Here is a 21,007-nt window from a genome sequence, read left to right as displayed (position 1 = left end):
TCTTCCTCCGGAATTCTCATTGTCTGGTTTCGCTGCGTATATCCGCCAATTCACGCGCCATGGCAACAAAACCGGAGATGGGAATCGTCTCGGCGCGCCGCGTCGGATCGACGCCGGCGGCGGCGGCGAGCCGCGCCGGATCAGCTTGAAGCGATTTCAGGCTCTGCCGCAGCATTTTCCGGCGCTGGCCGAAGGCCGCGGCTGCGACCTGCTCGAGCAGTTTGCGATCGCACGGCAGAGGCTCGTGGCGCGGCACCAGGCGCACGACGGAGGAGGTGACTTTCGGCGGCGGCACAAAGGCGGACGGCGCAATGTCGAACAGGATCTTCGTCTCGCAGCGCCAGTTGGCGAGCACGCCGAGCCGGCCATAGGCCTCCTCATCCTCTCGCGCGACGATGCGCTCGCCGACCTCGCGCTGAAACATCAGCACCATCATGTCGTACCAGGGCGGCCAGGGCTCGGTGGTGAGCCAGTTGATCAGAAGCGGGGTCGCGATGTTGTAGGGCAGGTTGGCGACGATCTTGGCGCGCTCGCCGTTGAGCAGCGGGCGCGGGTCGAAAGTCATGGCATCGCCATGCACGATCTCGAGCCTGTCAGGGTAGCGGGCGGAGATATCCTGCAAGGCGGGAATGGCCCGCTCGTCATGCTCGATGGCGATGACGCGCCTGGCGCCGAGCGCGAGCAGCGCCCGGGTCAGTCCGCCGGGGCCGGGGCCGATCTCGACGATGACGCTCTGTTCGAGCGGCGCGGCCGCGCGGGCGATGCGCGCGGTAAGGTTGAGATCGAGCAGAAAGTTCTGACCGAGCGATTTGCGCGCCGACAGAGCGTGCCGGCGAATGACCTCGCGCAGCGGCGGGAGGTCGTCGATCGCGCTCATCAGCTGTTCGCAGCCGCCATGCGGCTGGCAAGCTTCAGCGCGGCGATCAGGCTCGCGGGATTCGCCTTGCCGGTGCCGGCGATGTCGAACGCGGTGCCGTGATCCGGCGAGGTGCGGATGAAGGGCAGGCCGAGCGTGACGTTGACGGCGTCGTCGAACGCAACGGTCTTGATCGGGATCAGCGCCTGGTCGTGATACATGCAGACGGCGCAGTCATAGAGGCTGCGCGCGGCTTCATGGAACATGGTGTCGGCGGGCAGCGGCCCCCTGGCGTCGATACCGTCGTTGCGCAGAACCTTGAGCGCCGGCGCGATCACGGTCTGCTCCTCATGGCCGAGCGAGCCGTCCTCGCCGGCATGCGGATTCAGTCCTGATACCGCGATGCGCGGTTGCGCAATGCCGAAACGGGATCTCAGCTCGGTCGCAACGATGCGTACGGTCGAGACGATGAGATCAATCGTGAGCTGGGTGAGGGCATCACGTAACGACACGTGGATCGTCACCGGCACCACGGCGAGCCGCGGCGACCACAGCATCATCACCGGCTGCGGCACGCGGCCGTCCGCTTCCGCGAGTTCAGCAAGGAATTCGGTGTGGCCGGGATGGCGGAAGCCGGCGCGGTAGAGCACGCTCTTGGCAATGGGATTGGTGACGATGGCGCTGGCCTGGCCCGCCCGCACGTCGGCGACCGCCTCCCGGATCGAGGCGAGGGCGGCCGGTGCGCTCGATGCGTCGGGTTTGCCCGGCTCTGCGGTCACGTGCTTGCCGGTCGCAACGACGGGCAGGGCGTCGGCAAAGGCAGTCTCGGTCTCGCCCGGGCTCACCGAGGCGATCTCGATATCGGCGCCGAGCGCTTTGGCGCGCCGGGCGATGAGGGCCTCGTCGCCGCGCAGGTAGAAGGCGGGCAGGTCGAGCTCGCGGCGCCTCAGCCAGGCGGCGATGGTGATGTCGGGGCCGATGCCGGCGGGCTCTCCGAGCGTGACCGCGAGAGGCTTTGCGGGAGCGGCCATCAGCGGTTGCGATATTCGATCATCGCCGCCTTGCGGAGCTCGTCGAGATAGGCCTTCTGGGTCTTCTCGTATTTCTCCACATACATCTTGTCGCGGATCTCGCGCTTCTTCGGCGTATCGATGGTGGTCGGCTTGCGATCGCACAGCACCACCATCTCGATACCTGCCTTGGTCACCTCGGGCGCGGTCAGATGACCGATTGGAGTGTCGTCGAGCACCTTGCGCAGCGCCTCCGGCAGGTCGGCGGTGGTCTTGGTGACGCTCTCGCGGATGGTGGCGTTCGGCGTCGAGCGGAACAGCGAATTGGCTTCCTCGCAGCTCCCGATGCGGGCGCGATAGGTCTCGGCTTCCTTCATCCGCGACTCCTGCAAGCCCGCAGACGAACCGCGCGGCACGATCAGCACGATCGGCTGCATCTTGTATTCGGTGCCCTCGATCTGGAGCTTCTCGGTGCCGCCTTCGCGCACCTTGTCGGCGACATCCTTTTCGCCGACGATCAGCTTCTCCTTGAACCGGCCGCGCACGAGGCTGGTCCAGACCATCTCGGACTTCATGCGGTTCTTCAGGACGTCAGGACGCACGCCCTTGACCTCGAGCGACTTGGCGAGCTGGTCGGGCGTGATGCGCATGCGCTGCGCCATGCCCTCGAAGGACTGGTTGACGTCGGCGGCGGTGGGATCGACGCCGTATTTCTTGCCTTCCTTGATCTTGAGCTTGTCGTCGATCAGCTCGTTGATGACGTCCTGCCGGCTCGGCGTCTTCTGCGTCGTCAGCGCGTCGAGCTTGGAGCGCTGCTCGATGTCGAAATCGGTGATGGGATCGCCGTTGACCATCACTACGATGTTCTGCGCCCGTGCCGGCGCACCGGCGAGCGCGAGCACGGCGATCAACAAGGCGCCGAGTACAGGAGGGAGGAGGCGGAACACAGGCAAGGAGGTCGTCATGGTTGTCGCTCGCATGTCAGCCGAAATGATCCTGCGATAGGGATCGCGCGGCCGGCATTTGGACGGGTTCACTGAATGCCGGCGGAACTGCTGGACCCCGTGGAGGTGGCCAGAGTGCGCAAGCCGATCTGGAACATGAACGCGTGGCTCAGCACGGGCGGCGCGGTGCCCGCGGAGTAGCTATACGAAGTTACATAGTTCGCCGCCAGCACGAAGCAATCGTCGACATAGCCGGCGCCGAGCACATATTGGTTGATCTTGTTGGCTTCGAGGTCCCAGCGCGCCGAACCTGTCACCACCCAGTTGGCGGCGACCTTGAGCGAACCCGAGGTCAGGATGCCCTCGCGGCGCGTCAGATAGCCGAGCTCCGGCTGCGGCGCGTAATTGCCGTACATCATGCTGACCGACCAGCGATTGAAGTTGGCGCGGCCTTCGGCCTCGAAGCGCTCCACGTTCCAGGTCTGCTCGTCCATGCGGGAGCGGACGCTGAACGTGTAGGTGCTGTTCGGCGAATAGCTGGCGCTGGCGACGTAATCCGAGCGCGGCTTGTCGAGGCCGGAATTGATGCCGGTATTGATGGAGTCCTGGACCGCGAAGGAGTTCATGCCGAACAGCTGGTAGGACTGGCCGAACAGGACCTTGACCGCGCCGCCCCGGTCGAACTGCGTGGTCGACTGCACGCCGACATTGGCGCGGCCGCCGCCCTCGACGCGGTCATAGCCGGAGAACTTGTCGACATTGAACAGGTTCGAGGCGTCGAACACCATGCTCTGCGCATCCTCGTTCGGAAGCCTGCCGGCATAGGTCTCGTTCGGACGGATGATGACCTGCGCGATCGGCTCGATGGTGGTCGAGCCCCAGGGCTGAACGTTGATGAAGGGATAACGGTATTCGAGGCCGACGGTGGGCATCAGGCGGAACGCCTGGGTGTCGCCGACGGGCAGGTAGTTCGACACGCCCGGCTGGTTCGAGACCTCCGAGTTGATCGCGTCGGCGCGCAGGATCGCGAACGGCGTCCAGATCTCGCCGAACGGATCGGTGTAGGACTTGCGCCATCGCGCTTCCGCCGACAGGCGGGTGTAGGTGCCGGGGAAGCCGCGCAGCAGGCACTGCGTCGGCGTGCGCGCGAGCGGATCGGCCGAGGTCATCGTGCACAGGCCGTTGGTGTTGGCCGTCGTCGTGATCGGATCGAACGCCGCATCGTTACGCGTCAGATTGACGAAATTGGTCTTGTAGGAGACCTCGCCGCCGAAGATCGGATAGTTGAGCACGTTCGAGTAGTCGATCACGGGATAGACGACCGGGACCTGCTGCTGGTTGCCCGAGAAGCTCAGGAAGTACATCGTGCGGGCATCGAAGAAGCTGCGATTGCCGACGCCGGTCAGATAGAGCTGCGAGATCGCTTCGGTCGGCAGATACAGGAACGAGGCTTGTGGGTCGCGATAGGCCGACAGGCGGTAGTCCGAGAAGAAATAGTAGTCGGACATCAGGACGCCGTCCCAACCCCAGACCCACTTGTCGTTCAGTGCGAACTGGCCCTTGGTCTCGACGGCGCCGCGGAACTGACGATCACCGGGCTGACCGGCGAGCGCGCTGCGGTCGAGCTGGTCGATGCCGTAGACGCGCACCTGGTAGGCGCCGTCCAGCAGGCGCTGGCGGAATTCGGTCTGGAACAGCACGCCCTGCCTGGAGGTGATGCGCGGATTGAAGGTCGCGTCCATATCGGGCGCGATCGCCCAATAGAACGGGACTTCGACGCCGTAGCCGAACGGCGTGTTCGAGGTGAAGCCCGGCATCAGGAAGCCGGTCTTGCGCTTCACGGTCGGATCGGGCGTCGAGAAATAGGGCATGTAGGCGAGCGGCACGCCGAAGAATTCGAGCTGCGCCGTCTCGAAATACAGCATCTTCTCCTGCTGGTCGTGGATGATGCGGGCACCCTTGACCTGCCAGAGCGGCGGCTTCTTCGGATCGTCCCGGCACGGCGCGCAGGCCGTGTAGACGCCGTTCTCGAACACGGTGTAGTTGCCCGAGGAGCGGTCCGCGCGGGTCGCGGCCATGCGGGTCTGGTCCTCGGTGTCCACGCGCAGCGAATCGACGAAACCGTCGCGGTAGTCGTCGGACAGGTCCAGCATCTCGGCATAGGTGATCTTGCCGTCGGCATCCGTCATGCGGATGTTGCCCTCGGCATGCAGCCGCTTGGTCTTCTGGTCGTAGATGACCCTGTCGGCCTCGACGCTGGTGCCGTTGTAGAACAGCTGAACGTTGCCGACCGCCGAGACGCGCGAATTGTTGTAGTCGTAGTCGACCTCGGTCGCCTGCACGAGCATCTGGCCGTCATTGGCGGCCTTCGGCGGTCTCGGACGCGGCGGCAGCGGATTGTAGGTGAAGCTCTGGGCGGCGGCAGGCGCCACGACGGTGAAATCCATCATCCCGGCGAGCGACACGGTCGCGACCAGCGCGAGCAGGATCCGACGGACAGACAAGCCGTATCCGTTCGCGCGCATCCGGGTGCGCGACGTCGATCCAGACACAGGTCCTCGTTGGACGGCAGTCACTAACCGTCCTCCTGGTACAGCAAGGCCAAAAAGCCGGTGAGGCCGCCCACCACTACGGGCAACCACGCCGCAGCGATCGGATGCATCAACTCAGCCTTGCTCAAGTCTTCAGTCACTTTCGACAGAACGTAGAGCAGAAAGCCTGCGCCCACGCCACTCAAAACCATCCTCTGTACGCCGCCCATCCGGAAGAAGCGCAACGACACGGAGGCCGCGAGCATCACCATGGCTGCGAGCAAAAACGGCTGTGCCAGAAGCTTGTGATACTGGAGTCGATAGCCGGCTGTCGCGAAGCCCGAGCTCTCGGACGAACTGATGTAGCTCGGTAGTTGCCAAAAGGACACAGTCTCGGGTGTGGAAAAGCTGTTGCGGACCTGCGCCTCGGTCAGCGTCGTCGGAATCTCGAGGCTGGCCTGGTCGACCGGCGGGGAGTCGAGCGTGAAACGGCGCACGCCCCTGAACAGCCAATGGCCGGATTCGAGCGTTGCCTCGCGCGCCTCGATCCGCTCCTTGAAGTGCTGATCTGTGTCAAACCGGAACAGCGTGAGGCCCGTGAGCCGGATGCCCTGCTGCTCGCTGCGCGCGGCGTTGATGATGGTCTGGCCGTCGCTGGTCACCTGGTTGAGCCAGAAGCCCGAGGCGTCCTGGATGCCGCCGCCGGGCGCCGAGCCGAACAGCTCGGCTTCCATGCGCTTGGACAGCTCGCGCAAATTGGCCGACATCGGATTGTAGGCGACCGTGGCGAGCACGCCGATCACGAGCGCGCTGCCGAGCGCCGGCGAGATGAACTGCCAGGCCGAGATGCCGGCGGCGCGCGCCACCACGAGCTCGAGCCGGCGGGAGAGGGCGAGATAGCAGGTCATCGCGCCGATCAGCATGCAGAATGGCGTCAGCTTCTCCAGCAGTTGCGGCACCCGGAACAACGAGGTCTCGGCCACCATGACAGCGGAGGCGGACGCCAGCCCTGAGGTCTTGCGCACCATCTCGATGTAATCGACCAGCACCAGCAGCAGGAAAATGCCCGCGAACACGCCAAGCGCGTTGACCACGAAGCGGCCGGCGAAATAGCGCCCGAGCGTGTTGGTGAGCATGCTCATGCGGCGGCCGGCCGTCCGAACAGCCGCGCGATCCGCGCGTTCGACCTGTTGATGGCCTCCAGCAGGCCGGGCGGCGGCTCGACCACGATGCCGCCGATGATCATCCACAGCCCGACGCCGATGGCCCCGAGAACCATCGCGTATTGGACCAGCACCGGAGCTTCTGATTTCACCGCCATCACGGAGCAGGCGAAGCCCGCCATGCGCAGTCCGAACACGGCGAGGATCGAGGTGCCGATCGAAAAATTGCGGCTCTGGCGCGTGGTGCGGGGCGCGCCAAGGAAGGCGAAGGTCAGCACCGCAAAGGCGAACGGATAGATCGGCGCCAACAGGCTGTCATGCAGGGCCGAACGGAACTGCCCAGGGATCTGCTTGTAAACGGGATCGTCCTCGGACGGGGCGAACAGCTCCCAGAGATAGCGCTCGCGAATGCCGAGGGTGACGTCGTGGCCCTGGTTGCCGAACTTCGACATGTCGAAGCCGTAGCGGCCGAAGGCCACCAGCGCAGGGTCGCGCTTGCCGGCCTCGAAGCGCTGGAGATTGCCGGTCTTCAGCACCAGAAACGAGCCGTTCTCGTTCTTCACGACCTCGCCCTCTTCGGCGACGATCGAGACGCGCTCGTTCGGGTCGCGGCGGTCGTCGATGAAGATGCCCTCGAGAATGCCACCGGGCTTGCGCTCGCGGATGCGGATCGTCAGGTTCTTGTCGAGCTGGGCGAAGCGGCCGGGCTGCAGGATGTTGGTGAGCACGTCGGCGGTGATCTCGGCGTCCCATTGCTTGATCCGCCGCATGCCGTCGGGGGCGAGGTAGGCCGCGATGAAGGCGACCAGCAGCGCCACCACGCAGGTGGCGTAGAAGAATGGATAGAACAGCCGGAACGGCGAGAAGCCGGCGGCATTCATCACGATGATTTCCGAATCGGTCGCGAGCTTGTTCAGCGTGTGCGAGATCGCGATCATCAGCGCGATCGGCGAGATGATCAGGACCAGCGCCGGGATGACGAGGCTGGTGATGCCGAGGAAGGTCATGATGGTCTGACCCTGGCTCGTCATCAGGTCGATGCCGCGCAGCGCCTGCGTAATCCAGATCACGCCGGTGAGGCTGACCAGGACCAGCGCAAACGACGCCAGCGTCGTGCGGAAAATATACCTATCGATCGACCCCATGCGCTACCGCACGAATCCCACCAAAGCCCCAACGCGCGCACCGAAAATTCCAGTCGTTCGACCAATCCCCTGACAGGGATCCCCCAGGTCGCCCAACCACCTCTTCCGGCAGCTTACTTTCTCACTACCATCCCTTTGATCCGTCAACAAAATGGCTGACCCGTGGCACCGTCAATATATGGTTAATATTTCGCTCGATGTGACCTCCACGCCACGGGCGGTGCTTGGCATCGACCGCTGATCTCGCCCATAGTGTCCAACGCAGAGTGAATCGCCGTTCAGGTCCGGCTCTCGGCCGTATCGATCGATCGGCAAAAAGCCCATGTTTTCGAGGAGTTACCTATGTCCGATGCCATCAAGGTCGGCTTCGTCCCGCTCGCTTCCGCCGCCCGTGGCATTCTGGTCGTGTTCTGTGACGACGCCCTGAAGATCGGCCCGGCAAGCGCCAAGGCGCTCGGCGGCGCCAGCGAAGTTGTGAAGCGGGCGGCGGCGGCCGGCTCGTTCAAGGGCAAAAGCGGCGCCGCCCTGGACATCCTCGCCCCCGAAGGCCTCAAGGCCGAACGGCTGATCGTGATCGGGACCGGGAAGGCCTCCGCCCTGAAGGGCAACGACTTCCTCAAATTCGGCGGCATGGCGGCCAGCAAGCTCAAGGCGGGTTCCGCGTCCATGACGATCATGGCGGAACTGCCTGATGGCGCCATGACCACCGAGCAGGCGGTTGCGATCGCCTCGGGCCTGCGCTTACGCGCCTACAAGTTCGACCGCTACAAGACCAGGAAGAAGGAGGGCGAGGAGGGCGCCTTGCGCGCCGACGTCTCGCTGGCGGTCGGCGATCCGACCGCGGCGAAGAAGGCCTTTGCCTCGGCCGGCGCGGTCGTCGACGGCGTCATCATCGCGCGCGATCTCGTCAACGAGCCGCCGAACGTGCTGTATCCCGAAGAGTTCGCGCGCCGCGCCGGCCAGCTCAGGAAGCTCGGCGTCAGGATCGAGGTGCTCGACGTCAAGGCGATGCAGAAGCTCGGCATGGGCGCGCTGCTCGGCGTTGGCCAGGGTTCGGCCCGGCCGAGCCGCACCGTGATCATGCGCTGGGACGGGGCTAAGAAGGGCGAGGCGCCGGTCGCCTTCGTCGGCAAGGGCGTCTGCTTCGACACCGGCGGCATCTCGATCAAGCCGGCCGGCAGCATGGAGGACATGAAGGGCGACATGGGCGGGGCGGCCTGCGTCGTCGGCCTGATGCATGCGCTCGCCGCGCGCAAAGCCAGGGTCAATGTGGTCGGCGCCATCGGCCTCGTCGAGAACATGCCCGACGGCAACGCGCAGCGGCCCGGCGACATCGTCACCTCGATGTCGGGCCAGACCATCGAGATCATCAACACCGACGCCGAAGGCCGCCTCGTGCTGGCCGACGTGCTCTGGTACGTCGCCAAGAAGGCCAAGCCGAAATTCATGGTGGATCTGGCGACGCTGACCGGCGCGATCGTGGTTGCGCTCGGCACCGATCATGCCGGCATGTTCTCCAACAATGACGAGCTCGCCGAGCGCCTGCTCGCGGCCGGCATCGAGAGCGGCGAGAAGGTCTGGCGCCTGCCGCTCGGCCCCGAATACGACAAGCTGATCGACTCCCAGTTCGCCGACATGAAGAACACCGGCGGCCGTCACGGCGGCTCGATCACCGCGGCGCAGTTCCTGCAACGTTTCGTCGACGGTGTGCCCTGGGCACATCTCGACATCGCCGGAACCGCGATGGGCGCGCCCAAGACCGACATCAACCAGAGCTGGGGAAGCGGCTATGGCGTCCGCCTGCTCGATCGCCTGGTGGCCGATCATTACGAGCGCAAATGACGGAAGTTCTGTTCTACCATCTGCAAAACATGACGGTTGAGAACGTCTTGCCGCCGCTTCTCGAGAAATCGCTCGAGCGCGGCTGGCGCGTCGTGGTGCAGTCGACCTCGCCCGAGCGCGCCGATGCGCTCGATGCGCATCTATGGACCTATCGCGACGATTCCTTCCTGCCGCATGCGACATGGCGGGTGAACGATGTTGCCGAGCAGCCGATCGTGCTGGCGATCGAGGCCGACAATCCGAACGGCGCCAATGTCCGCTTCCTGGTCGACAGCGCCGCGCTGCCCGAGGATGCGGGAGGCTATGAACGCATGGTGCTGCTATTCAACGGCGATGATCCGGACGCGCTTGCGATGGCCCGCAGCACCTGGACGGATTGCAAGGCGCGCGGATTTGAGGTCACCTATTGGCAGGCCGACGAACGGGGCCGGTGGCAGCGGCGGAATTAGCTGCCACTTGCAATTAATGATAATTTGGACTTTCAAGGGCAGATTGGTTTCGGCCACCTTCGTGCCGCAAAGTGATGTTGGGACAATCGCTTAGGGCTGCTCCTTCATGCCGGGAATTCAGGATATCGTGCGACATCAAAAGCTTCCAAAGTCGCTCATCGTCGTGTTGGTCGCCGTCGCGCCGCTGATGGCGGGATGCGCGGGCGCATCCGATATGCTGACGTCCGCCAAGGACGCTGAGTGGTTCAACAAGCCGAGCCGTCTGTTCATCAAGAACATCTCGATCGAGTCGCCGCCGCTGACCCCCGACAAGCCTGTTGGAGCTGAGGATCTCGTCAGCGCCGACGGTGCCTGTCCCGGCATGGCGCCGTCCGGTCCCGCCGACGCCAATGCATCGACCTCGCCGCCGGCGCCCACGGGCGGGACGGTCGCGCTCGGTCACACCGAATGCGACGTGGTGCGCGGCATCGGCGCGCCGTCGACGGTCAATCTCTCCAGCGATGCCGCCGGCCGTCGCGTCGCGGTGGTCACCTGGACGACGGGTCCGCGTGCGGGAATCTACACCTTCACCTCGGGGCGCCTCTCCGCGATCGAAGGCACGCCGGAGCCGCCGGTCGTCGCCAAGCCGGTGAAGCCGAAGGCGAAGAAGAAGGCGGCGACCTGACGCATCGTCGGGCCTCCGCCGCCGAGATCATCAAGCGGCTTTGCGTCCCTTGATCGCAGTCGCGGAAGCATGAACCGTGATCTTCCCGGACGCACTCGCCGGCAGTCGCGCCTCTAACCGGCGCCTGAGCTCCGCGCTCTCCGCGTCCGACAGCTTGCCCACGATGCCGCTCGGGCTGCTGACGACCATCGAAAGCCAATAATCCTCGAAGTCGGCGAATGTCCGCTCGACGACCAACTCGCGGGTTTCGATCTCGCGCAGACCGAGCTCCGCCCACAGCGCCTTCAGCGCTTCGAAGCGCGAGATGTCGGCGCTCGGCGGACGGGCTGCGGGGATGCCGAGGGCATCCAGCTCCTCCCACAGCGGCTGCGTCGGTGTGCCGCCCCGCACGATGTCCCAGGTATAGGATGCGACCATGCCGCCGGGCTTGGTGACGCGGACCATTTCCGAGGCGCCCTTGCGCGGGTCGGGGACGAAGAACAGCACCAAGGCCATCACAGCGGCATCGAAGCGGTCGGCGTCATAGGGCAGGGCCATCGCATCGCCGATCGAGAGCTCGACCGGCTTTGCCGAGAACTTCTGGCGCGCCGTTGCGATCTGTGCGTCCGAGGGATCGATCGCGGAAACGGACGACGGGGCGGATTTCGCCAGAAGAAGCTCGGTGAATGCACCGTTGCCGGCGCCCACGTCCACCCAGCTTAATCCGGGGCGGAGCGCCAGCCAGTCGAGGAAGAGCGTTCCGGCCGATCGGCTCCAGGGTGACATGAAGCGCTCGTAAGCCGCGCCGTCGGTGAATTTGATCGGTTCGGGTGCAGACACCTGGCATCTCCCTGCGCGCGCATTTTATGCAGTCTTTTGCACGTTCAATTGCAATTCATCGATCATTCGCTGGCGCATCACGAATTTCTGGATCTTGCCGGTCACGGTCGTCGGGAATTCATCGACGAAGCGGATGTAGCGCGGGATCTTGAAGTGGGCGATGCGGTCCTTGCAGAACGACCTGACGTCCAGCTCTGTCATGGTGCCGCCCTGCTTGAGCCTGATCCAGGCGCAAAGCTCTTCGCCGAAGCGTTCGTCGGGGATACCGAACACTTGCGCGTCGGCAACGGCCGGATGCTGGTAGAGCACGTTCTCGATCTCGACGGGGTAGACGTTCTCGCCGCCGCGGATCGCCATGTCCTTGCTGCGGCCGACGACATTGCCGTAGCCCTCCGCGTCGAAGGTGCCGAGATCGCCGGTGTGCATCCAGCCCTCGGCATCGATCGCCTCGCGGGTCTTCTCCGGATCGTTCCAGTAGCCCAGCATCACGGAATAACCGCGGGTGCAGAACTCGCCTGGTGCGCCGACAGGTACGGTGTTGCCATCTGTGTCGACGATCTTGACCTCGACATGCGGATGGATGCGGCCGACGCTGCCGACCTTGCGTTCGATCGCATCATCGGTCGAGGTCTGCAGGCAGACCGGGCTGGTCTCGGTCATGCCGAAGATGATGGTAAGATCGCGCAAGTGCATGTCGGACAGGCAGCGCTTCATCATCTCGATCGGGCAGGGGGCGCCGCCGGCCCAGCCGGTGCGCAGCGAGCGCAAGTCGAAGCGCGAGAACTCGGGGTGGTTGAGCATTCCCAGAAACATCGTGGGAACGCCGCCGACGCCGGTGCAGCGTTCGGCCTCCATCGTTTCGAGCGAAGCGAGCGGATCGAACCATTCGGACGGCAACACCATCGTGGCGCCATGGGCGATGCACATCAGCGTACCCACCACCATGCCGCCGCAGTGATAGAGCGGCACCTGGATGCAATATCTGTCGTTGCCGGTCAGGCCCATGGTCCGGCCGACGAAGAAGGCGTTGTTGAGGATGTTGCGATGGCTCAGCGTCGCGCCCTTGGGCGAGCCCGTGGTGCCGCTGGTGAATTGGATGTTCACCGCGTCGGTGTTCTTCAGCTCCGTGCTCAATTCTCTCAGCTGCGCGCGAGAGCGATCCGTCGCCATCTTCTGAACCGCATCGAAGCGGATGAACCCCGGGGCATCCGTGCCGATGCAGATCAGAAGTTTCAGGGACGGCAGTTTCGCCGCATTCAGGTGACCGGGCGATGAGGTCGCAATCTCCGGTGCAAGCGTGTTCAACATGCTGATGTAGTCACTGGTCTTGAAAGACGCAGCGGTGACCAGCGCGGCGCATCCGACCTTGTTGAGCGCGTATTCCAGCTCACCCACGCGATAGGCCGGGTTGATGTTCACCAGGATCAGGCCGGCCTTGGCGGTGGCGAACTGCGTGAGGATCCATTCCGCATTGTTGGGCGACCAGATCCCGACGCGTTCGCCGCGTTTCAAACCGAGCGCCAGGAAGCCGGCGGCCAGGTCATCGACCTGTCGGCGCAACTGCTTGAAGCTCCAGCGGATGCCTTGATGCCGGACGACCAGAGCTTCGCGTTCCGACAGCCGCTCGCAGGCCTGGTCGAAGAAAGCTCCAATGGTGTCCTCGATGAGGGGCGTATCGGTTGATCCGCGGACATGGCTCTCGGTGATCGGCATGACACCTCCTTCGCCAATTGCGTTCAAATCGAAATCAATTCGGCCCGACGGTCTGCGATCGCGGGCCACAAAACAGCAAAACTAAAAATTGGCGCAAGCCTAAGAGGCGCCGGGCCAACGCGCAAGCGAGTTGTGAACGGGTGTCGAGAAAGTTTGCAATGAAATCTCGGCTGGAGGCTTGTCGCGCTCGGACGGCCCGATCGCGTGATTGAATACAGAGCCTTAAGCTCGCCGCCTGGTCGAACTGCGCGTCGCCTCTAACCATTGCTCTTCCGCGCGCGCCTCTCCGTCGTGGGGCCGGATCATTCGCGATGCGCTGACACGCCCTTGCAGACACATCGCACGGGATCGACCGCGCTTGATCTGGATCATGGAGCTCGTGCGGCCGCCAGTGCAGGCTGGGACGGCTACCCCGAGAGAAGGGGCTGCCGTCATGGCAAGACATTTCAGAGGATCATCCAGGGGTCATTGACGTGAGCAACCTCGCAAAGATTGAACGCGATCCGAATTACCAGGAGCTCGTACGCCGGCGCTCGTCGCTGGGCTGGCTGCTGTCGGCGGTCATGCTTGTCATCTATTTCGGCTTCATCCTGCTGGTGGCCTACGCTCCGAAGTTTCTGGGAATACCGCTGGGCAACGGCGTGACGACGATCGGTATTCCGATCGGACTGTCCGTCATCGTGCTCGCCTTCGTGCTGACGGGAATCTACGTCCGTCAGGCCAATTCCAGCTACGACGTACTCATCCGCAAGATCGTCGAGGAGAACCGCTCGTGAAGAGATTCGCCTTTCTATCGGTCATTTTGCTCGCAAGCATGCCCACCATCGCGCTCGCGGCCGGCGCCATCGAGGGCGGCTCGAAGCAGGCGACCAACTGGTCGGCGATCGGCATGTTCGTCGGATTCGTCGGACTGACGCTCGCCATCACTTATTGGGCCGCCAAACGGACCGCCTCGGCTGCAGATTTCTACTCGGCCGGCGGCGGCATCACGGGATTCCAGAACGGACTTGCGATCGCGGGCGACTACATGTCGGCGGCCTCGTTCCTCGGCATATCCGGTCTCGTCTACACCTCGGGCTACGACGGCCTGATCTACTCGGTCGGCTGGCTGGTGGGATGGCCGATCGTCACCTTTCTGATCGCCGAGCAGTTGCGCAATCTCGGAAAGTTCACCTTTGCCGACGTCACGTCGTTTCGGCTCGGGCAGACCGAGATCCGGATCCTGGCGGCGTGCGGCTCGCTGGTGACCGTTGCATTCTACCTCATCGCGCAGATGGTCGGGGCCGGCAAGCTGATCCAGCTGTTGTTCGGTCTCGACTATTGGATCGCGGTCGTTCTGGTCGGCGGCCTGATGATGATCTACGTGACGTTCGGTGGAATGAAAGCGACGACGTGGGTGCAGATCATCAAGGCGGTGCTGTTGCTCTCGGGGGCGACGTTCATGGCCGGGGCCGTCCTCTACAAGTTCGGGTTCAGCCCGGAAGCCCTGTTCACCAAGGCAACCGAGGTGCATCCCAAGAAGCTCGCGATCATGGAGCCGGGTACCCTCATCTCCAACCCGCTCTCGGCTATTTCGCTCGGCCTGGCGCTGATGTTCGGAACGGCGGGCCTGCCGCACATCCTGATGCGCTTCTTCACCGTGAAGGACGCCCAGGCTGCCCGCAAGTCGGTGTTCTACGCCACCGGTTTCATCGGCTACTTCTATATCCTGACCTTCATCATCGGCTTTGGCGCGATCACGCTGGTTTCGACCGACGCGATGTTCCTGGACGGCAGCATCCTCGAGAAGACCAGGAGCGGAATCGCGGCGATCAAGGGCGGCTCCAACATGGCGGCGATCCACCTCGCGAACGCCGTGGGCGGCAACCTGTTCCTTGGCTTCATCTCGGCAGTTGCCTTCGCCACCATCCTTGCCGTCGTATCGGGGCTGGCGCTGGCGGGGGCATCGTCCATCAGCCACGATCTCTACGGCATGGTGATCAAGGGCGGGAACGCGAATGAGCAGGACGAGATCCGCGTGTCGAAGATCGCGACACTGGTGCTCGGCGTGCTTGCGATCTTCCTCGGCATCGTGTTCGAGAACCAGAACGTCGCCTTCATGGTCGGCCTTGCCTTCGCCATCGCGGCCTCCTGCAATTTCCCTGTGCTGGTGATGTCGATCTTCTGGAAGGGCCTGACGACGCGGGGAGCGGTGATCGGCGGCTTCCTCGGTCTGGTCAGCGCGGTCGTCGGCGTGGTGCTCTCGCCGGCGGTCTGGGAGGTGACGCTTGGCTTCGCCAAGGGTTCGGCTCCGATCAGGCTGGACAATCCGGCGCTGTTCTCGATGGCCATCGCCTTTGTGGGGATCTGGCTGGTCTCGGTGCTGGATCGCAGCAAGCGTGCCGCGGTGGACCGCGATGGCTTCGATGCGCAATATGTCCGGTCCCAGACCGGTATCGGAGCGGCTTCAGCGACGGCTCACTGAACGAGGGTTCAAGGACATTGCTTCGGCACCAGCCGGGTCAGTTGCGCCTGCCGGTGCGACTGGATGGTCAATCGCCGGGTCCTCAGGTCGTCCGCATCTTCGAAAGGTCGAAATGCCCAAGGCATTCGATATCGGCAACCCGCCGTTCGATCGTCTGACGCCGAACGAGGCCGAGACGTTGCGGTCCGCGCTCGACATCGCCTACTTCAGCCCGGGAGAAGCGATCATCAGGCGCGACGCTCCGGCGGAGGCACTCTATGTCGTGATCAAGGGCATCGTCGAGGAGCGGAGCGAGGTCGACCTGCTCGCATTGCTCGGCCCCAAGGACACGTTCGACAGTCGCGCGCTCGTTCACGATCATAGCGGCCACCAGTTTTTCGCCCGCGACGAGACGCTCTGTTATGTCATCCCCCGGAAGGTCGCTCTCGATCTGATCAGGGCCAATCCACGCTTTGCCGCGTTCTTCTACCGCGAGATATCCCGGAAGCTGGACGAACTCGCCAACGACGAGGAGGCGCGACGTTACGGCTCGTTGATGCACGCCAAGGTCGGCGACTTGTTCCTGCATCCGCCGGTGTTTCTGGCGGCCGGCGACACGATCGAGACCGCCGGACACCTGATGCGCGAGATCAACAGCAATGCGCTGTTCGTCCGGGACGGCGAGCGGGTCGGCATCATCACCGGCATGAATCTGTCCAAGGCGGTGGTGCTGGGGCGCCAGTCCATCCAGACGGCGGTGGGCACGCTCGCGAATTACGACATCGTGTCCCTGCGACGCGACGATTTCGTATCCTCGGCTCTCTTGCTGATGACCAAGCACAACAAGCGGCGGCTTGCCGTGCGCGAGGATGAGGAGTTCGTCGGGATTCTGGAGGAGATCGACCTTTTGGGATTTCTGGCAGGAAGCGCCCAGGTCACGGCCGGCCGCATCGATCGTGCCTCGAGCCGGCAGGACCTTGCCACCGCGGCGCGCGAGATCGAGACGCAAACGCGCGTGCTGCGGCGGCAAGGGGTCAAGGTGGAGGTCATTGCGGAGATCGTCTCCGATCTCAACCGCCGCCTGCTGTCGCGGGTGTTTGACATGGTCGCGCCGGCGAAGCTGCGCACCGGCAGCTGTCTGATCGTGATGGGAAGCGAGGGGCGGGGGGAGCAGACCGTACGGACCGATCAGGACAACGGCCTCATCCTGGCCGGTCCGGTGCAGGGTGAAATCCTGGACGCGTTCCGTCACGACTTCTTCGACGCTCTTCAGAGCTTCGGCTTTCCACCGTGTCCTGGCGACATCATGGTGCGCAATCCGGCCTGGTCCAGGCCGCTCTCCGACTATCTCGCAGATCTGCGCCGCTGGATCGTGCTTCCCGACCAGGCCGGGCACATGAATGTGGCCATCATCTACGATGCGCAGGCGATCGCGGGCGATGAACAACTCCTGGACGACGCCAAGACGGCGCTGATCGACATGACCCGGGGCGAGCAGGCGTTCATGGCCCACTTTGCGCGCGCGGTCGACGCGTTCGAGACGCCGATCGGCCTCTTCAACAATTTGATCACGTCCGAGGGCACGGGAGACGCGCTCGACCTCAAGAAAGGTGGCATCTTTCCGATCGTGCACGGCATTCGCAGCCTGGCGCTCGGACAGGGGCTGCGCGAGACCTCCACCGACAAGCGCATCTCCCGGCTCTGTGACCTCGGGGTGCTGCAAGCGGACTTTGGACGCGACCTGAAGCAGGCCTTCCGGTTCCTGCTGATGCTTCGGCTCGACGGCCAACTGGCCGCCTCCGCCGGCGCATCGGGGACGCTGGTGCGACCGTCGCACCTGTCCAGCATGGAACGCCATCTCCTGCGTGACGCACTCCAGGTGGTGAAGAAGTTTCGCGAGATCGTCGGTCATCACTTCAAGCTCGGCATGTTCTAGAATGCTGCCTCGCGCGATCAAGCGACTGTTGCACCAGGCCACCCTGAGCGACCAATCCTACCGCTTCATGTTCGGCCGTGCCCCTGACGACGAGTTCGTCGTCATCGATTGCGAGACCACGGGTCTCAACGTACGAACGGACGACGTTGTCGCGATCGCCGCGATCAAGATCCGCGGCGCCAGGATTTTGACCAGCGCGCGTTTCGAAGCCATCATCCATCCCGACAGGGAGCTCGGAGCAGAGGCGATCAGGATTCACCATCTGCGCCGGTCCGACGTCGAGGCTGCGCCGATCGTCTGGAAGGTGCTGCCGAGCCTTCTGCATTTCATCGGGCCGCGCCCGCTGATCGGCTACTATGTCGACTTCGATATCGCCATGCTGGACAAGTACATCCTGCCGCTGGTGGGAATTGAGCTGCCCAACGAACGCATCGAAGTGTCGCGGCTTTATTACGACCGCAAATACGGCGACGCGCCGCCCAACACCTCGGTCGATCTGTCATTCGCCGCGATGCTGGGCGACCTCAGCATTCCGCCGCTCGGACAGCATGATGCGTTCAACGACGCATTGATGACGGCGATGATGTTCGTGCAGTTGCGCGACCTGACCCGGCGCGGCGTGCGCATCCCGCGCCAACGTACCAGCCCGGTCTTCAATCCGACAGGGGCGTGATCGAGGCCCGGTACGGGAGCAGATTGCCCAACAATTACAGATGGGATCGTTGGGGTATCGTGACACCTGTACTGTGCATGGGGTTGTTTTGCAGGCTTGGTCTAGCTCGCCGCCTCGTCGAACTGCGCGCTTGCCTCGAGCCATTGCTCTTCCGCGCGCGCCAGCGCGTCGGCTGCATTGGCGCGTGCCTTCGAGAGCTGCGCCGCCTGTTTGGGATCGCGCGTGAAAATATCGGGAAGGGCGAGTGCGGTGTCGATCTTGGCGATGATCTCGGTGACGCGGGCGATCTCGGCCTCGGCCTCCGCGATGCGTTTCTTCAGCGAGCCGCGATTGTCCGATTTCGGGCGCTGCGGCTTTTCGATTTGAGCGGTGCGCTCGCGCGCGGGGGCTTCCGCATTGCGCGCGGACAGCACCAGGCGGCGATATTCGTCGAGGTCGCCGTCGTAAGTGGTCACGGTGCGGTCGGCGACGATCCAGAGCTGGTCGGCGCAGGCCTCGATCAGGTAGCGGTCGTGCGAGACCATGATGATCGCGCCGGGAAACTCGTTGATGGCTTCGGCAAGAGCAGCGCGGCTGTCGATGTCGAGATGGTTGGTCGGCTCGTCCAGGATGATCATGTTGGGGCCGAAGAAGGTGGCGAGCCCCAGCAGCAGCCGCGCCTTCTCGCCGCCCGAGAGCTTTCCCGCCTTGGTGTCGGCGGCCTTGCCGGAGAAGCCGATCGCACCGGCGCGGGCGCGCACCTTGGCCTCGGGTGCATCGGTCCCCATCAGCTTGCGGACGTGATCGTAAGTCGAGGCGTCCTCGTTCAGCTCGTCGAGCTGATGCTGCGCGAAATAGGCGATCGACAGCTTGTCGGCGCGCGTCACCTTGCCGGAGAAGGGGGCAAGCCGCGCCGCGAGCAGCTTGACCAGCGTCGACTTGCCGTTGCCGTTGGCGCCGAGAAGCGCGATGCGATCGTCATTGTCGATGCGCAGCGTCACGCGTGAGAGCACCGGCATGGCGGGATCGTAACCGACGGACACGTTGTCGACGGCGATGATCGGCGGCGACAGCAATTTCTCAGGAGCCGGAAAGGTGATCTCGCGCACGTCCTCGGTCACCAGCGCCGTGATCGGCTTCAGCCGCTCCAGCATTTTCACGCGAGACTGCGCTTGACGCGCCTTCGACGCCTTGGCCTTGAAACGGTCGACGAAGGCCTGCAGGCGGGCGCGTTCGGCCTCCTGCCGCTTGACGGCCTTGGCATCGAGCAGCTCGCGCGCGGCGCGCTGCTCCTCGAAAGAGGAGTAGCCGCCCTTGTAGAGCGTGAGCTTGCCGCGCTCCAGATGCAGGATCTGGTCGACCGAACTTTCCAGGAGGTCGCGGTCATGGCTGATCACGATCACCGTGCGCGGATAATGCGCGAGATGGTCCTCCAGCCACAGCGTGCCTTCGAGGTCGAGATAGTTGGTGGGCTCGTCGAGCAGCAACAGGTCGGGAGCCGCGAACAGCGTCGCGGCGAGCGCGACGCGCATGCGCCATCCGCCGGAGAATTCGGCGCAGGGACGCAGCTGGTCCGCGGCGGAAAAGCCGAGGCCCGAGAGAATCGCGGCGGCGCGACTCGGCGCCGAATGGGAGTCGATGTCGACGAGCCGGGTCTGGATCTCGGCAATCCGGTGCGGATCGGTGGCGGTGTCGGCCTCTGCGAGCAGCGCTTCGCGCTCGATGTCGGCCTTGAGCACGACCGAGATCAGGCTTTCCGGTCCGTTCGGGGCTTCCTGCGCCAGGCTGCCGACGCGCCAGCGCGGCGGCAGGGTCACCGAGCCGTGCTCGGCCGAAAGCTCGCCGCGGATCACCTTGAACAGCGTCGATTTGCCGGTGCCGTTGCGCCCGACCAGGCCGACGCGCGCACCAGGCGTGAGCTGCACGGAGCTGCTGTCAATCAGAAGGCGTCCGGCGAGACGGACGGAGAGGTCGGTGATGGTGAGCATGCGGCCTTGTCACCGCAGGCGGGATCAAACGCAACCCGATTTTTTCGTCAATGCGTATCGAGGTCGCGCTTCCTCAGCTCGTTCAAAAGCTGCTCGAGATGGGTCGGGAGCCGCGACTCGGGTCGGAGGCTCTGCTGAAGCCGCTCGCCCACGGCATCGCAGATCGAGCGGCTGGTGCGCCGGTCGATCTGTTCGCAGTCATTGGCAAGGAGGCCAGCCATCTCAGGGTTCCCAGTTTTTGAAGTAACGACGCCCTACCAAGTCATTGGCCCCCCAAATGGTTTCGCCAAGCCTTGGGATGACTGGCCTTCTAGTAAAAATTGTATGAATTTGACGTAGCCGCCCAAAAGATAAGGCCCCGGCGGGGGGACACCGGGGCCTCTCTTGGAAGGTACTGCAGGGGGGGAACAGTACCTCACGCATTCAGGGAATGTGCTGTCGGGCTCAGTAGCAGCGGTTGATCAGCCGCCAGCGGGGTCCCCAGGGGGTCGGGACCAGCCGGCGCACATAGCAGCCGCCATAGCCGTAGGAGACAGGGGCGTAGGCATAAAAGCGCGGTCCGCCCCAGCCCCAGCCGTGATGCCAGCCGCCGCCATGCCAGCCCCAGCCGCCATGCCAGTGAGCGGAGGCGGAGGTGGGAGCTAGCGCGGCACCCAGGGCGACCGCGGCGACTGCAGCGAGCGAAAGTTTCCTCAACATGATGATCTCCTCAAAACTGCCGGCGCGGGGCTATCGCGTCGATGGAAAGGCCGCCGAAACGATCCGCCTCGGCAAGGAGGCTTTGGTTTCGATGGCGCCGACGATACGCCAGCGAGGCTGAACCAAACCCTGACAGCGCCTTCAGATTGGGTT

Annotated in this window: 18 protein-coding genes; 7 read left to right on the top strand and 11 right to left on the bottom strand. The window is 64.2% G+C overall.

Annotated elements, in window-relative coordinates:
- Window positions 1-16 precede the first annotated feature (16 nt).
- The 6 genes from rsmA to lptF all read right to left on the bottom strand — a co-directional run bounded on the left by rsmA (window position 17) and on the right by lptF (window position 7,649).
- Window positions 17-877 carry a 16S rRNA (adenine(1518)-N(6)/adenine(1519)-N(6))-dimethyltransferase RsmA gene (gene rsmA, locus ACNJX9_RS23740; protein ID WP_057757946.1) on the bottom strand — a complete coding sequence of 287 codons (861 nt, stop codon included), beginning with the start codon at window positions 875-877 and terminating at the stop codon, window positions 17-19.
- On the bottom strand, window positions 877-1,887 hold the full coding sequence (gene pdxA, locus ACNJX9_RS23735) for a 4-hydroxythreonine-4-phosphate dehydrogenase PdxA (protein ID WP_439404451.1): 1,011 nt from the start codon (window positions 1,885-1,887) through the stop codon (window positions 877-879). Before pdxA ends, rsmA begins: the two co-directional genes overlap by 1 nt.
- Complete coding sequence (locus tag ACNJX9_RS23730) at window positions 1,887-2,831, bottom strand: peptidylprolyl isomerase (RefSeq protein ID WP_057757939.1); 945 nt, start codon at window positions 2,829-2,831, stop codon at window positions 1,887-1,889. Before ACNJX9_RS23730 ends, pdxA begins: the two co-directional genes overlap by 1 nt.
- A 68-nt stretch (window positions 2,832-2,899) precedes the next feature.
- Entirely contained in the window at window positions 2,900-5,386 is a 2,487-nt protein-coding gene (locus tag ACNJX9_RS23725) for an LPS-assembly protein LptD (RefSeq protein ID WP_439404449.1), read from the bottom strand.
- Window positions 5,386-6,483 carry an LPS export ABC transporter permease LptG gene (lptG, locus tag ACNJX9_RS23720; RefSeq protein WP_439404447.1) on the bottom strand — a complete coding sequence of 366 codons (1,098 nt, stop codon included), beginning with the start codon at window positions 6,481-6,483 and terminating at the stop codon, window positions 5,386-5,388. The genes ACNJX9_RS23725 and lptG overlap by 1 nt, the downstream gene beginning before the upstream one ends.
- Window positions 6,480-7,649, bottom strand: a complete 1,170-nt coding sequence (gene lptF, locus ACNJX9_RS23715) for an LPS export ABC transporter permease LptF (protein ID WP_057757929.1) — start codon at window positions 7,647-7,649, stop codon at window positions 6,480-6,482. The genes lptG and lptF overlap by 4 nt, the downstream gene beginning before the upstream one ends.
- A gap of 342 nt (window positions 7,650-7,991) precedes the next feature.
- Here lptF and ACNJX9_RS23710 point away from each other — a divergent pair, with 342 nt between their 5' ends.
- The 3 genes from ACNJX9_RS23710 (at window position 7,992) to ACNJX9_RS23700 (ending at window position 10,604) form a co-directional block, all read left to right on the top strand.
- Window positions 7,992-9,491, top strand: coding sequence for a leucyl aminopeptidase (locus tag ACNJX9_RS23710; RefSeq protein WP_057757927.1), 1,500 nt, complete (start codon window positions 7,992-7,994; stop codon window positions 9,489-9,491).
- Entirely contained in the window at window positions 9,488-9,940 is a 453-nt protein-coding gene (locus ACNJX9_RS23705) for a DNA polymerase III subunit chi (protein WP_057757924.1), read from the top strand. Before ACNJX9_RS23710 ends, ACNJX9_RS23705 begins: the two co-directional genes overlap by 4 nt.
- Window positions 9,941-10,106: 166 nt before the next feature.
- The gene (locus ACNJX9_RS23700; protein WP_439410115.1) at window positions 10,107-10,604 is read left to right on the top strand and encodes a hypothetical protein; all 498 of its coding nucleotides are present in this window, start codon (window positions 10,107-10,109) and stop codon (window positions 10,602-10,604) included.
- A 30-nt stretch (window positions 10,605-10,634) separates the two neighbouring features.
- On the opposite strand, the gene ACNJX9_RS23695 is transcribed toward ACNJX9_RS23700, so the two are convergent.
- Together ACNJX9_RS23695 and ACNJX9_RS23690 are read right to left on the bottom strand one after the other, a co-directional pair.
- Window positions 10,635-11,423, bottom strand: a complete 789-nt coding sequence (locus tag ACNJX9_RS23695; protein WP_439404444.1) for a class I SAM-dependent methyltransferase — start codon at window positions 11,421-11,423, stop codon at window positions 10,635-10,637.
- A gap of 24 nt (window positions 11,424-11,447) precedes the next feature.
- On the bottom strand, window positions 11,448-13,136 hold the full coding sequence (locus ACNJX9_RS23690; RefSeq protein ID WP_057757918.1) for an AMP-binding protein: 1,689 nt from the start codon (window positions 13,134-13,136) through the stop codon (window positions 11,448-11,450).
- Window positions 13,137-13,609: 473 nt separating this feature from the next.
- On the opposite strand from ACNJX9_RS23690, the gene ACNJX9_RS23685 reads away from it, so the two are divergent.
- The 4 genes from ACNJX9_RS23685 (at window position 13,610) to ACNJX9_RS23670 (ending at window position 18,188) form a co-directional block, all read left to right on the top strand.
- Window positions 13,610-13,912, top strand: a complete 303-nt coding sequence (locus ACNJX9_RS23685) for a DUF485 domain-containing protein (protein ID WP_439404442.1) — start codon at window positions 13,610-13,612, stop codon at window positions 13,910-13,912.
- A 38-nt stretch (window positions 13,913-13,950) separates the two neighbouring features.
- Window positions 13,951-15,600, top strand: coding sequence for a cation acetate symporter (locus ACNJX9_RS23680; protein WP_439410114.1), 1,650 nt, complete (start codon window positions 13,951-13,953; stop codon window positions 15,598-15,600).
- Window positions 15,601-15,712: 112 nt separating this feature from the next.
- Window positions 15,713-17,515, top strand: a complete 1,803-nt coding sequence (locus ACNJX9_RS23675) for a putative nucleotidyltransferase substrate binding domain-containing protein (RefSeq protein WP_439404440.1) — start codon at window positions 15,713-15,715, stop codon at window positions 17,513-17,515.
- A 1-nt stretch (window position 17,516) separates the two neighbouring features.
- On the top strand, window positions 17,517-18,188 hold the full coding sequence (locus ACNJX9_RS23670; RefSeq protein ID WP_439404438.1) for a 3'-5' exonuclease: 672 nt from the start codon (window positions 17,517-17,519) through the stop codon (window positions 18,186-18,188).
- A gap of 101 nt (window positions 18,189-18,289) precedes the next feature.
- Here ACNJX9_RS23670 and ACNJX9_RS23665 read toward each other — a convergent pair whose 3' ends face one another.
- The 3 genes from ACNJX9_RS23665 to ACNJX9_RS23655 form a co-directional block, all read right to left on the bottom strand.
- Window positions 18,290-20,155: an ABC-F family ATP-binding cassette domain-containing protein gene (locus ACNJX9_RS23665; RefSeq protein WP_439404437.1), complete on the bottom strand. Its 1,866-nt coding sequence runs from the start codon at window positions 20,153-20,155 to the stop codon at window positions 18,290-18,292.
- Between the two features lie 47 nt (window positions 20,156-20,202).
- Window positions 20,203-20,376, bottom strand: coding sequence for a hypothetical protein (locus tag ACNJX9_RS23660; protein WP_167354018.1), 174 nt, complete (start codon window positions 20,374-20,376; stop codon window positions 20,203-20,205).
- A gap of 223 nt (window positions 20,377-20,599) precedes the next feature.
- The gene (locus ACNJX9_RS23655) at window positions 20,600-20,854 is read right to left on the bottom strand and encodes a sulfur globule protein precursor (protein ID WP_220003506.1); all 255 of its coding nucleotides are present in this window, start codon (window positions 20,852-20,854) and stop codon (window positions 20,600-20,602) included.
- Window positions 20,855-21,007: the final 153 nt, after the last annotated feature.

The sequence above is a fragment of the Bradyrhizobium sp. BLXBL-03 genome, from assembly GCF_051853015.1.
GTDB lineage: Bacteria > Pseudomonadota > Alphaproteobacteria > Rhizobiales > Xanthobacteraceae > Bradyrhizobium > Bradyrhizobium manausense.
The sequence above is the reverse complement of the archived record's forward strand: the minus strand, read 5'-3'. Positions and strand labels throughout refer to the sequence as shown.

Excerpts from the sequence above, each read along its gene's own strand:
- rsmA (WP_057757946.1), bottom strand. The coding sequence starts at position 877 with ATGAGCGCGATCGACGACCTCCCGCCGCTGCGCGAGGTCATTCGCCGG.
- pdxA (WP_439404451.1), bottom strand. The coding sequence starts at position 1,887 with ATGGCCGCTCCCGCAAAGCCTCTCGCGGTCACGCTCGGAGAGCCCGCC.
- ACNJX9_RS23730 (WP_057757939.1), bottom strand. The coding sequence starts at position 2,831 with ATGACGACCTCCTTGCCTGTGTTCCGCCTCCTCCCTCCTGTACTCGGC.
- lptG (WP_439404447.1), bottom strand. The coding sequence starts at position 6,483 with ATGAGCATGCTCACCAACACGCTCGGGCGCTATTTCGCCGGCCGCTTC.
- lptF (WP_057757929.1), bottom strand. The coding sequence starts at position 7,649 with ATGGGGTCGATCGATAGGTATATTTTCCGCACGACGCTGGCGTCGTTT.
- ACNJX9_RS23710 (WP_057757927.1), top strand. The coding sequence starts at position 7,992 with ATGTCCGATGCCATCAAGGTCGGCTTCGTCCCGCTCGCTTCCGCCGCC.
- ACNJX9_RS23705 (WP_057757924.1), top strand. The coding sequence starts at position 9,488 with ATGACGGAAGTTCTGTTCTACCATCTGCAAAACATGACGGTTGAGAAC.
- ACNJX9_RS23690 (WP_057757918.1), bottom strand. The coding sequence starts at position 13,136 with ATGCCGATCACCGAGAGCCATGTCCGCGGATCAACCGATACGCCCCTC.
- ACNJX9_RS23680 (WP_439410114.1), top strand. The coding sequence starts at position 13,951 with ATGCCCACCATCGCGCTCGCGGCCGGCGCCATCGAGGGCGGCTCGAAG.
- ACNJX9_RS23675 (WP_439404440.1), top strand. The coding sequence starts at position 15,713 with ATGCCCAAGGCATTCGATATCGGCAACCCGCCGTTCGATCGTCTGACG.
- ACNJX9_RS23670 (WP_439404438.1), top strand. The coding sequence starts at position 17,517 with ATGCTGCCTCGCGCGATCAAGCGACTGTTGCACCAGGCCACCCTGAGC.
- ACNJX9_RS23665 (WP_439404437.1), bottom strand. The coding sequence starts at position 20,155 with ATGCTCACCATCACCGACCTCTCCGTCCGTCTCGCCGGACGCCTTCTG.
- ACNJX9_RS23660 (WP_167354018.1), bottom strand. The coding sequence starts at position 20,376 with ATGGCTGGCCTCCTTGCCAATGACTGCGAACAGATCGACCGGCGCACC.
- ACNJX9_RS23655 (WP_220003506.1), bottom strand. The coding sequence starts at position 20,854 with ATGTTGAGGAAACTTTCGCTCGCTGCAGTCGCCGCGGTCGCCCTGGGT.